Below are 11,852 nucleotides of genomic sequence, written 5' to 3'. Positions count from 1 at the left end.
CCTGGCCACGGGTCCCCCCACGTGTCCCCCCTACGGACCGGACCCACCCCGTCCGTGTCCCCCAAAGGACGCTAAGCCGGAATTGACCCCTCCGACAAGGCTTATCCGGACATTGCGAACTCTTTAGACACTGCCCATACAGCCAACTCACCCGTAACGTGTGGCGCGACCACATGGAATGCCGCGCAACGCCATAGTGACGTCGCCACATGGTCGGCACCGCGCGGCACGGATGAGAGCGAGGCAGCCACCCCATGCCCCCCTTGACCCCCTTCGAGGTCCCCGAGGGTGACCCCTTCGGCTCGCACAACCTTCCGTATGGCGTGTTCTCGACCCCCGAGAGCACCGAACGGAGGGTCGGCGTCCGCCTCGGTGACCACGTCCTCGACGCCGGTGCCGCGGCCCTCGCCCTCGGCTCCCCCTACGCCTCCCTGCTCGCCCGCCCGACCCTCAACCCGCTGCTCGCCACGGGCCGCACCACCTGGTCGGACGTGCGGCGCGCCCTGACCGCCTGGGTGACGGTGCCCGCGCACCGCGAGGTGCTCGAACCCCTCTTCCACCCGCTGTCGTCGGTGACCCTGCACCTCCCCTTCGAGGTCGCCGACTACGTGGACTTCTACGCCTCCGAGAACCACGCCCGCAACGCCGGCCGCATCTTCCGCCCCGACGCCCCGGAACCGCTCACCCCCAACTGGAAGCACCTGCCGATCGGTTACCACGGCCGCGCGGGCACGGTCGTGGTGTCGGGCACGGACGTCGTACGGCCGTCGGGCCAGCGCAAGGCACCGTCGGATCCCGCACCCGTGTTCGGCCCGTCGATGCGGCTGGACATCGAGGCCGAGGTCGGCTTCGTGGTCGGCACGCCGTCGCAGCGGGGAAAGCCGGTGGCGCTGGGCGACTTCCGGGAGCACGTGTTCGGCCTGTGCCTGCTGAACGACTGGTCCGCACGGGACATTCAGGCGTGGGAGTACGTCCCGCTCGGCCCGTTCCTCGGCAAGTCGTTCGCCACCTCCGTCGCGGCGTGGATCACCCCGCTGGAGGCGCTGGAGGACGCGCGGATCGACCCGCCGCGGCGCACGCGTCCGCTGCTGCCGTACCTCGACGACTCCATGGAGGAGCCCGCCGGTTACGACCTTCGGATGTCGGTGGCGATCAACGGGCAGGTGGTGTCCGAGCCGCCGTTCTCCACCATGTACTGGACCGCCGCCCAGCAACTCGCCCACCTGACCGTCAACGGCGCCTCGCTGCGCACCGGCGACCTCTACGGCTCCGGCACGGTGAGCGGCCCGGAACCCGGGCAGCTCGGGTCGCTGCTGGAACTCACCTGGAACGGGCGGGACCCGCTCGAACTCCTCGAAGGCAAGCGGACGTACCTGGAGGACGGCGACGTGGTCACCCTGTCGGCGTGGGCACCGGGGCCGGGCGGCGTCCGGGTGGGGCTCGGGGATGTCGGCGGGCGGATCGTGGCCGGGTGAGGAACGGCTGCGGCGCGATGCGTCGCGGCGGGGACGGGCGGGATGCGTCCGCGGGCGAGGCGGATCCGGAGGCGCTGCGGCCGGTGTTGCGGGAGCGGTGAGCTGTGAGTCCCGGGGTGCGGCCGGGAGGGGCGCCCGGATCGTCGTCGAGACCTGACTCGGGGCGCCCGGCACCGTCATACTGACGGGACACGCACCATGCGATGCGCCCGCACGCGCACCATGCGAGGCGACGGCGTACACGGGACGTGACGCGCCGGCGCACGCACTCTGTCGCGCAACGGCGCATCACCCCCGTAGCACTCCGCCACCCGCACGTCTCTCCGACCAGAAAACGGAGCCCCGGCATGACCGTCTGCCTGCTCCTGCTGAGCGCTGTCGCTCTGACGGCCGCGGTGCCGGTGCCGCGCGCGCTGGTGCGGGCCCCGTGGCCGGAACGGGAACCGGTGGTCGCGCTGTGGGTGTGGCAGTGCCTGGTCGCCACCGTGCTGATGTGCTGCCTGGCCGCGCTCGTCCTGGGCGCGGCGGCCGTCTTCCACACCGTGCGCGACCGGGTGTTCGCGCCGGCGCCACCGGCGGTCACCGCCGCGTACGACCTCTCCGTCGCGCCCCTGTGGGCGGTCGCCCTCACCGTGCTGCTGGCGTGCGGGGCGGCCTGGACCACGGCGATGCTCGCCCGCGAATGGGTCGAGGCCCGGCGGCGACGCGACCGGACCCGCGCCCACCTGCGCGAGCGGGCACCGGAACTGCCGGCGGGGCTGCCCGCGGCGCGCGGGCCGATGCTGGTGCTGGAGGACGAGTACCCGGACGCCTGGTGGATGCCGGGCCACCCGCCGCAGCTGGTGGTGACGACGGGGGCGCTGCACCGCCTCACCGACCACCAGCTTGACGCCGTACTCACCCACGAGCGCGGTCACGCCCGCGCCCACCACGACTGGCTGCTCCATCTGTCCAGCGCACTGGCCACGGGCTTCCCGCGCGTGCCGCTCTTCTCCCACTTCTGCGACCAGACCCACCGGCTCGTCGAACTCGCCGCGGACGACACGGCGTCCCGCCGCTGCGGCCACCTCACGACCGCGCTGGCCCTGATCGAACTGAACCAGCACCGCGGCGTCCTGTCCTGCGCGTCGAGCCGCCGACTGCTCGGCGAGCGGGTCGACCGGCTGCTGGAACCGCCCCCGCGGCTGCTGCGCCACCAGCGCGCCCTGACGACGACGGTGGCGGCGCTGGTACCCCTGCTGCCGCTACTGATCACGTTCGCGCCGGGGCTGACGGCACTCGGCTAGAACCTGGGACACAAACCGGCGCCCCGGTGGCAGATCTTCCCCCTACAAGCCGAAAAACCGCAGCTCAACGACGTGTCCGACAGGGCCTCAGGTGGCGCAACAATCCCGCAACACCCCCTTCCCTACCGCATAGGTATGGTTCGGGCCATGCCAGCCACCGACCGCATCCGAGACCACGCCGGTCAGGGCGCCGCCACCACGGTCGCCGCCCACCGGACACGTCGCCGGCTGCGTGCGGACCAGGCCCGGCAACTCGCCGACCTGCTGCGCCACCAGATCCTCACCGACGCGTTCCCGGACGGCACCCTCCCCCACGAGACCACCCTCGCCGCCGACTACCGCGCCTCCCGCAACACCGTCCGCCAGGCCCTGGACCTGCTGCGGGCGGAAGGGCTGGTGGACCGGCTGCCCGGCGTGGGCACCGTGGTCGTCGCCCGGAAATACCCGCACGGACTCGACCGCCTGATGGGCCTCGCGGAAACCCTCCGCGAACACGGCCAGGTCACCAACGAGGTCCGCACCATGGGCCCCGCCCCGGCACCCACCCCCGTCGCCGAACGCCTCCGCGTCCCGCCCGGCGCCGACGTCCTCTACATCGAACGCCTGCGCCGCCTGAACGGCCTCCCCCTCTCCCTCGACCTCACCTACATCCCCCTCGACATCGGCACCGCCCTGCTCGGCGCCGACCTGGAGAACAACGACGTCTTCAGGCTCCTCGAGGCGATCACCGGCCGGCCCCTGGGCCACGCCGAGATCACTCTGGAGGCGGTGAACGCGGACGCCCACTCCGCCGCCGTACTCCAAGCCCCGCGCGGCGCGGCCGTCCTCATGCTGGAACGGCTCACCCACCTCGCCGACGGCCGCCCCGTCGACCTGGAGTTCATCCGCTTCCGCGGCGACCGCATCACCATGAGCGGCCTCCTGCACCGCTCCCTCTGACCCTCCACCCCTCCCGCCTGACCCGTTTCCTGGAGACAGCCATGGCCTTGGCGCCCCAGCGGGCCGACGTGCCCGTGACCATCGACGAGTCGAAGTGCATCGACGGCTGCACCCTCTGCGTGGACATGTGCCCACTGGACTCCCTCGCCATCGACGAGAGCAACGGCAAGGCCTACATGCACGTCGACGAGTGCTGGTACTGCGGCCCGTGCGCGGCCCGCTGTCCCACCGGAGCCGTGACGGTCAACATGCCCTATCTGCTCCGGTGAGAGGCCCACAACTCCCATGAAACGCACTGCGATCGCCGCCTCGGCGGCCCTCCTCCTGCTGCCCCTGTCCGCCTGCGGCGGCAGCGCCGCGGCAGGCGACGGCAAGACGGTCACCATCACCGTCGGCTACCAGTCCAAGACCATCAACACCGTCACCGCGGGCACCCTGCTCCGCAGCCTCGGCTATTTCGAGCGGCAGCTCAACGCCCTGCACGACGGCCACACCTACAAGGTCGACTGGCAGGACTACGCCACCGGCGCCCCGATCACCGCGCAGATGACCGCCGGGAAGATCGACATCGGCTCGATGGGCGACTTCCCGCTGCTGCTGAACGCGGCCCGCGGCAAACAGCTCGGCCAGCCGACCCGCCTGGTCTCGGTCACCGGCTACAACCTGCGCGGCGGCCTCAACACCGTGGTCACCGCGCCCGACTCCAAGCTCACCTCGCTGACGGACCTGAAGGGCAAGAAGGTCTCGACGAGCATCGGCTCCGCCGCCGACGGCACCCTCGTCCGTGCCCTCCAGCGCGCCGGTATCGACCCGGACAAGGGCATCTCCAAACTCAACCAGCAGCCCGCGGTGGGCGCTTCGGCCCTGTCGGCGGGCAGCGTGGACGCGCTGTCCCAGTTCGTGGCCTGGCCGGGCCTGCTCGCCTACCAGGGCAAGGCGAAAGCGCTGTACGACGGCGCCCAGCTGGACCTCCCCACCTTCCACGGCGTCACCGCACGCGAAGGCTTCGCCAAGCAGCGGCCCACCGTCCTGGAGGCCTTCCTCAAGGCGCAGGCCGAGGCCACCGACTACCTCAATGCGCACCCGGTGACCGCCGCGGAGAAGGTCGCCGAGGCCACGGGGCTGCCCGCCGAGGTCGTCTACCTCTACAACGGCGCCCACGGCATCGCCACCTTCGATCCCGCCGTCAAGCCCGCGCTGGTCTCCGCGCTGAAGCAGGACGTGTCGGTCCTCAAGGCCGCGAAGCTGACGGGTGATGTGGATGTGGACGCGTTCGTCGACGACCAGTACGTGAAGAAGGCCCTGGGCAGCTCCGACTACGCCAAGCGGCTCGCCACCGCACCGCCGGCGGCCGCGAGCGAGGTGTGGCCCAAGGGCAGCGAGAAGACGACGAGCTTCGGCTCCCCCGAGGAACTGCTCGCCTACGTCGGCCAGCACAGCGGGGACATCCGCGCCGCCTACGTCCCCGACGCCACCACCGGCACCCTCTGGTTCGCGGACAAGGCGGTGTGGGTCGCCGACGGCGAGCGGTTGCTGCCGTTCGTGACGCAGGCGACCGCGAAGGCGTACGTGGCAGCGCACGGTGGCGCGCAGGTCGTCGGTTACGCCGACGCGTTGCGGCGGGCGTCGTGAGCCGGTACGTCCTGCGGGTGGTGTCGCTGGCCGCCGCCCTCGGGGTGTGGCAGTTGCTGACCAGTCTGAACGTCGACCTGTGGCTACGTTTCTCGCAGTTCCCGACCGTCGTCGACGTCGCCCGCGCTTTCGCGGACCGGGTCTCCGGCGGCGACTACTGGACCGACCTCACCGACAGCCTCACCCGCATCCTCACCGGGTTCGTGCTGGCGGCCGTGCTGGGTGTCGCGACGGGTGTGCTCGTGGCCCGCTCGCGCCTCGCCGAGGATCTGCTCGGCCCGGTCCTGGAGGTGGTCCGGCCGATCCCGGCGATCGCTCTCGTGCCCGTCGCGATCCTGCTGTTCCCCTCCAATGAGCAGGGCATCGTCTTCATCACCTGCACCGCCGCCTTCTTCCCGGTCATGGTCTCCACCCGGCACGCGGTGCGGGCTCTCACCCCGGTGTGGGAGGAGGCGGTGCGCACCATGGGCGGCGGCCGGTGGCGGATCCTGGGTTCGGTGGTGCTGCCGGGGGCGCTTCCCGGCATCTTCGGGGGCCTGTCGGTCGGTATCGGTGTGTCGTGGATCTGTGTGATCTCCGCCGAGATGATCTCCGGCCAGTACGGGGTCGGTTACCGCACCTGGCAGGACTACACGATCGTCAACTACCCCGGGGTGTTCGTCGGGATGGTCACGATCGGGGTGCTCGGCTGGGTGACGTCCACGGCTGTCGAGCTCCTCGGCCGGCATCTGACCCGGTGGTTGCCCCGGACGTCCTACGTGCCCGTCGGCCGGCCCCGCACTCCGGTGTCCGCCGTCCCCGCCCCCCAGGTCGCAGTGCGGGCCGAGGGTGATTCCCAGAAGCAGGCCGATGCCCAGCAGCAGGGCCGCGGCGACACCGATCAGGAGGCGCGCGATGAGCACTTCGTCTGAGGTCGCGGCGCCGGAGGCCGCGCGGGGCGCCCGGCTCACGTTCGACGGGGCGGTGCTCGGCCGGCCGGATTCCCCGGTGTTGCACGATGTCGCGTTGGATGTCCGGCCGGGCGAGATCCTCACGGTCGTCGGTCCGTCGGGGTGCGGGAAGTCGACGCTGCTGCGGACGTTCGCCGGGTTGCTGGCTCCGCTGGCCGGGGCGGTGTCCCAGGACGGTGCCGCGGTGACCGGTCCGTCGGCCGACCGGGCGCTGGTCTTCCAGGAGGACGCGTTGCTGCCTTGGCGCTCGCTGCGCGGCAATGTCGAACTGCCGCTCGCCATCAAGGGGGTCGGGCGTTCCGAGCGCCGGTCGCAGGCCGAGTCCTGGCTGGCCCGGGTCGGGCTGGCCGCGCAGGCCGGGCAGTTGCCGCACCGGGTGTCGGGCGGGCAGCGCCAGCGGGCGCAGCTGGCCCGGGCGTTGGCCGGTTCGCCTCGGGTCGTGCTGATGGACGAGCCGTTCGGGGCGCTGGACGCCCAGACCCGTTCCGGCATGCAGGACCTGTTGGTGGAGGTGTTGCGCGGTACGGGCGCGACCGTCGTCTTCGTCACCCATGACGTGGACGAGGCGCTTTTCCTCGGCGACCGGGTCGCCCTGCTCGCCGCCGGCCGGGTGGCGTCCGTGCGGGACGTTCCGCGTCCGCGTGTGCGCGGTGCCCTCGACGACCCTGCTCGCGCGGCCCTGCGCCGTACTGTCCTCTCCTCGCTCGGCATCTGAAAGGCATCCCGGTGACCACCCCCGCGAACGCCCCCTCCCCCGCTCCCCTGGCCGTTCCCGACATCGCGGACGCCGAGGAACTGGTCTGTGACGTCCTTGTCGTCGGGGGCGGTACCGCCGGCACCATGGCCGCGCTGACCGCCGCCGAGCGCGGTGCGAACGTGCTGCTCCTGGAGAAGGCCCATGTCCGGCACTCCGGGGCGCTCGCCATGGGCATGGACGGCGTCAACAACGCGGTCGTCCCGGGCCGCGCCGAGCCCGACGACTACGTCGCCGAGATCACCCGCGCGAACGACGGGATCGTCGATCAGTCCACGGTCCGGCAGACGGCGACGCGTGGTTTCGCCATGGTCCAGCGCCTGGAGTCGTACGGGGTCAAGTTCGAGAAGGATGAGCATGGCGCGTACGCGGTCCGCCAGGTGCATCGCTCCGGTTCGTACGTACTGCCGATGCCGGAAGGCAAGGATGTCAAGAAGGTCCTGTACCGGCAGTTGCGGCGTCGTGAGATGCGGGAGCGGATCCGTATCGAGAACCGGGTGATGCCGGTGCGGGTGCTGACGGCGGCGGGGCGCGCGGTGGGCGCGGCGGGGTTCAACACCCGTACGGGGGCCTTTGTCGTCGTCCGCGCGGGTGCGGTCGTTCTCGCGACGGGTGCGGCCGGGCGGCTCGGGCTGCCCGCCTCCGGGTACCTGTACGGGACGTACGAGAATCCGACCAACGCCGGTGACGGTTACGCCATGGCCTACCACGCGGGCGCGGAGCTGACGGGGATCGAGTGCTTCCAGATCAATCCCCTGATCAAGGACTACAACGGGCCGGCCTGCGCGTACGTCGCCAATCCGTTCGGGGGTTACCAGGTCAACCGGCACGGTGAGCGGTTCGTCGACTCCGACTACTGGTCGGGGCAGATGATGGCCGAGTTCGCCGCCGAGGTCGCCTCCGACCGCGGCCCGGTCTACCTGAAGCTGAGCCACCTTCCCGAGGAGTCGGTCTCCGCTCTGGAGTCCATCCTGCACTCCACCGAGCGGCCCACCCGTGGCACGTTCCACTCCGGGCGGGGGCACGACTACCGGACCCATGACGTCGAGATGCACATCTCCGAGATCGGTCTGTGCGGCGGCCACTCCGCTTCCGGGGTCCGGGTCGACGACCATGCCCGGACGACCGTCCCCCGGTTGTACGCCGCCGGTGACCTGGCCTGCGTCCCCCACAACTACATGATCGGCGCGTTCGTCTTCGGTGATCTGGCGGGTGCGGACGCCGCCCAGTACTCGGCGTACGAAGGGGAGTTGCCGGCCGGCCAGGTGCGTGAGGCGCACGAGTTGATCTACCGTCCGCTGCGCAACCCGGACGGCCCGCCGCAGCCCCAGGTCGAGTACAAGCTGCGCCGCTTCGTGAACGACTACGTGGCTCCGCCGAAGTCCGGGGCCCGGCTCTCCCTCGCTCTGGAGTCCTTCGAGCGGATGCGGGACGACATCGCCGCCATGGGTGCCCGGACCCCGCACGAGCTGATGCGGTGCGCCGAGGTCGACTTCATCCGTGACTGCGCGGAGATGGCCGCTCGTGCCTCCCTGGCCCGTACCGAGTCCCGCTGGGGTCTCTACCACGACCGGCTCGATCACCCCGAGCGTGATGACGCCTCCTGGTTCCACCATCTCGATCTGCACAAGTCCCCCTCTGGTGCGATGGAGTTCACGGCTCGTCCCGTGGCTCCGTATCTGGTGCCGGTCGAGGAGTTCACCCCGGTCGGCGGTCCGTCCCGGTACATCGGCGAGGTGCGTGCGCTGGATGTGGCGACGGCGGGCGCCCGTGACGTGCCGCCGGTCGCCACCGGGCCGGTGGCGGCCTCCGCTGCCGCGCGGCCCGTCGAGTCGGACCGGGCCGAGCCTGCTTCACCGCGTCTGCTGGAGCTCCTCGCCCTCGCCGAGGAGGAGCCCGAACTCGGCGCCCTTGAGCCCTATTTGGCGGACCGTGACGCCTCAGTGCGTCGTACGGCCGTGGCGGTCCTGACGGAGACGGCTCCGCCGGGTACCGGGCAGGCGCTGGCGGGTGCGCTCGCCGACGCGGACGCCGGGGTGCGTTCGGCCGCCGCCTCCTCGCTGCGTGAGCTGGTGGAGACGCTGCCGCCCGAGCCGGCGCTGCGCGATGCCCTGGCCGCCGCGCTCGCGGTGTCCGACCCCGTCGTCCGCGCGGCCGCGCTGGACGTGCTGCGGGCGCTGCGCCTCGGCGACCCCGGCTTGTTCGCCGCTTCCCTGTCCGACGCCGATCCGGCGGTCCGGATCGAGGCGGTGCGGGCGCTGGTCTCGGTGGACGCGGCCGCTGCTCTGGCCCGCGCCGTCGCCGACCCGTCACGGGAGGTGCGGGTGACGGTGGCGAAGGCTCTCGGCACGGTAGGAGCCGCCGGCTCCGGGGCCGCTCCGGAGAGGGACGGCGTCCTGGATGCCCTCACCACGCTCACCGGCGACGCGGATGTGCTGGTCAGGGGTGCGGCGTACGAGGCTCTCGGGGGCGTCGGCTGCCCGCCGCCGCTGGCGGAGGCGGCTGTGGCCGCGTCGGCGGACTCCGCCTGGCAGGTGCGCGTGGGTGCCGCGAGGGCGCTGGGCGCCGCCGGTGCCGCGGTGGCGGTGCCCGCCCTGGCCAAGGTCCTCGCCGACCCGAACGCCGACGTCCGCAAGGCTGCCGTCCTCGCTCTGACCCGGCACGCCGGTGTCGAGGAGGCCCGCGCGGCCCTGGCCACGGCGACGGCGGACTCGGACGCGGATGTCAGGGCGTATGCGGCGAGGGGGCTGTAGGCGGCCGTCCGTTGTAGAAGGCCGCCCCGCTCCTTATATCCAGTCCTCCGGTTCCGGCTCCGCGTCCATCTCGGGCCAGTGGTCCTCGTCCCCGGCTGCTGCGGGCGCTGAGGCCGGGGCGGGCGGTGTGTTCTGGGAGGCCAGTACGCCGAGCACGCCCTCGCCGTAGGTCATGAGCTTCTTCTCGCCGACGCCGCCGACGGTGGCCAGTTCGGCGATCGACTCGGGCCCGCGGGTGACGATCTCCCGCAGGGTGGCGTCGTGGAAGATCACGTATGCCGGTACGCCCTGTTCGCGGGCCTGCTCGGCACGCCAGGCGCGCAGTGCCTCGAACGCGGGGAGCAGGTCCTCGGGCAGCTCTGCCACGGCCGCCTTCGCCTTGCCCTTGCCGGACCCGGAGGACCCGGACGTCCCGGAGGACCGGGAGGCCACCGGCTTCTTGGGTTCCTTCCGCAGCGGGACGTCCCGTTCGCGCCGCAGTACGGCCCCGCTGGCCTCGGTGAGTACGAGGGTGCCGTACTCGCCCTCGACCGCGAGCAGGCCCTGGGCGAGGAGTTGCCGGACGACGCCCCGCCATTCGCCTTCTTCGAGGTCGGTGCCGATACCGAAGACGGACAGCTGGTCGTGGTCGAACTGGATGACCTTGCCGGTGCGCTTGCCGAGCAGGATGTCGACGATCTGGACGGCGCCGAACTTCTGCCCGCGTTCGCGCTGGAGTCGTACCACTGTGGAGAGGACCTTCTGGGCGGCGACGGTGCCGTCCCAGGTCTCGGGCGGGGTGAGGCAGGTGTCGCAGTTGCCGCAGCCCGCGGGGTCGGGGTCCTGGCCGAAGTAGTTCAGCAGCTGTCCGCGGCGGCACTGGGCGGTCTCGCACAGGGCGAGCATGGAGTCGAGGTGGGCCTGGGCGCGGCGGCGGAAGGCCTCGTCGCCCTCACCTGACTGGATGAGCTTGCGCTGCTGTATGACGTCGTTGAGGCCGTAGGCCATCCAGGCGGTGGAGGACAGTCCGTCACGGCCGGCGCGGCCGGTCTCCTGGTAGTAGCCCTCGACGGACTTGGGCAGGTCGAGGTGGGCGACGAATCGGACGTCGGGTTTGTCGATGCCCATGCCGAAGGCGATGGTGGCGACCACGACCAGGCCGTCCTCGCGCAGGAAGCGGGACTGGTGGGCCGCGCGGGTGCCGGCGTCGAGGCCGGCGTGGTAGGGCACGGCCTCGACGCCGTTGCGGCTGAGGAATTCCGCCGTCGACTCGACGGACTTGCGGGACAGGCAGTAGACGATGCCCGCGTCGCCCTCGTGTTCCTGGCGGAGGAAGGCGAGGAGCTGCTTCTTGGGGTCGGCCTTGGGGATGATCCGGTACTGGATGTTGGGCCGGTCGAAGCTGGCCTCGAAGTGCCGGGCGGCCGGCATGTGGAGTCGCTGGGTGATCTCCTGGTGGGTCGCGCGGGTGGCGGTGGCCGTGAGCGCGATGCGCGGGACGTCCGGCCAGCGCTCGCCGAGCAGGGAGAGGGCGAGGTAGTCGGGGCGGAAGTCGTGGCCCCACTGGGAGACGCAGTGTGCCTCGTCGATGGCGAAGACGGCGATCTTGCCGCGGGTGAGCAGGTCCAGCGTGGAGTCCAGGCGAAGCCGCTCCGGGGCCAGGTAGAGCAGGTCGAGCTCGCCGGACAGGAACTGGGCCTCGACCACGCGTCGCTCGTCGAAGTCCTGGGTGGAGTTGATGAAGCCGGCGTTCACGCCGAGGGCGCGCAGGGCGTCCACCTGGTCCTGCATGAGGGCGATGAGCGGTGAGATCACGATGCCCGTACCCGCTCTGACCAGGGCGGGGATCTGGTAGCACAGTGATTTTCCGCCGCCGGTCGGCATGAGGACGACGGCGTCGCCGCCCGCCACCACATGCTCGATGATCGCTTCCTGCTCGCCTCGGAAGGCGTCGTATCCGAAGACCCGGTGCAGCGTGGCCAGTGCCTCGCTGTCCGCCGGTCCGTGCGCCTGTGGCGCCCCCGGCGTCTCGGTCGTCCCTGGCATCTCGTCGGTCCCGCCCGTCCCGCCCATCGTCGTGTCCC

At 71.7% G+C, this 11,852-nt stretch carries 9 protein-coding genes; 8 read left to right on the top strand and 1 reads right to left on the bottom strand.

From position 1 onward, the window contains the following. Positions 1-263 precede the first annotated feature (263 nt). The 8 genes from fahA to ACIPSJ_RS09655 all read left to right on the top strand — a co-directional run bounded on the left by fahA (position 264) and on the right by ACIPSJ_RS09655 (position 9,789). Positions 264-1,475, top strand: coding sequence for a fumarylacetoacetase (gene fahA / locus ACIPSJ_RS09690; RefSeq protein ID WP_401346200.1), 1,212 nt, complete (start codon positions 264-266; stop codon positions 1,473-1,475). Positions 1,476-1,822: 347 nt separating this feature from the next. Continuing rightward, the gene (locus ACIPSJ_RS09685) at positions 1,823-2,761 is read left to right on the top strand and encodes a M48 family metalloprotease (RefSeq protein WP_390968543.1); all 939 of its coding nucleotides are present in this window, start codon (positions 1,823-1,825) and stop codon (positions 2,759-2,761) included. A 147-nt stretch (positions 2,762-2,908) separates the two neighbouring features. Further along, positions 2,909-3,700: a GntR family transcriptional regulator gene (locus ACIPSJ_RS09680; RefSeq protein WP_401344877.1), complete on the top strand. Its 792-nt coding sequence runs from the start codon at positions 2,909-2,911 to the stop codon at positions 3,698-3,700. A gap of 41 nt (positions 3,701-3,741) precedes the next feature. Beyond that, positions 3,742-3,969 (top strand): ferredoxin family protein, encoded by a 228-nt coding sequence (locus tag ACIPSJ_RS09675; protein ID WP_030379773.1) that lies wholly within the window; start codon positions 3,742-3,744, stop codon positions 3,967-3,969. 16 nt (positions 3,970-3,985) lie between these two features. After that, on the top strand, positions 3,986-5,332 hold the full coding sequence (locus tag ACIPSJ_RS09670; protein WP_401344875.1) for an ABC transporter substrate-binding protein: 1,347 nt from the start codon (positions 3,986-3,988) through the stop codon (positions 5,330-5,332). Then, entirely contained in the window at positions 5,329-6,243 is a 915-nt protein-coding gene (locus ACIPSJ_RS09665) for an ABC transporter permease (RefSeq protein ID WP_401344873.1), read from the top strand. The genes ACIPSJ_RS09670 and ACIPSJ_RS09665 overlap by 4 nt, the downstream gene beginning before the upstream one ends. Next, the gene (locus ACIPSJ_RS09660) at positions 6,227-6,997 is read left to right on the top strand and encodes an ABC transporter ATP-binding protein (RefSeq protein ID WP_359210345.1); all 771 of its coding nucleotides are present in this window, start codon (positions 6,227-6,229) and stop codon (positions 6,995-6,997) included. The genes ACIPSJ_RS09665 and ACIPSJ_RS09660 overlap by 17 nt, the downstream gene beginning before the upstream one ends. A gap of 11 nt (positions 6,998-7,008) precedes the next feature. Continuing rightward, a complete protein-coding gene (locus ACIPSJ_RS09655; RefSeq protein ID WP_401344870.1) occupies positions 7,009-9,789 on the top strand; it encodes a fumarate reductase/succinate dehydrogenase flavoprotein subunit in 2,781 nt (926 codons plus the stop codon). 33 nt (positions 9,790-9,822) lie between these two features. Here ACIPSJ_RS09655 and recQ read toward each other — a convergent pair whose 3' ends face one another. Further along, positions 9,823-11,841 carry a DNA helicase RecQ gene (recQ, locus tag ACIPSJ_RS09650; protein ID WP_401346199.1) on the bottom strand — a complete coding sequence of 673 codons (2,019 nt, stop codon included), beginning with the start codon at positions 11,839-11,841 and terminating at the stop codon, positions 9,823-9,825. Between the last annotated feature and the right edge of the window lie 11 nt (positions 11,842-11,852).

The sequence above is a fragment of the Streptomyces sp. NPDC090088 genome, from assembly GCF_044747345.1.
Taxonomy (GTDB): Bacteria; Actinomycetota; Actinomycetes; order Streptomycetales; family Streptomycetaceae; genus Streptomyces.
The sequence above is the reverse complement of the archived record's forward strand: the minus strand, read 5'-3'. Positions and strand labels throughout refer to the sequence as shown.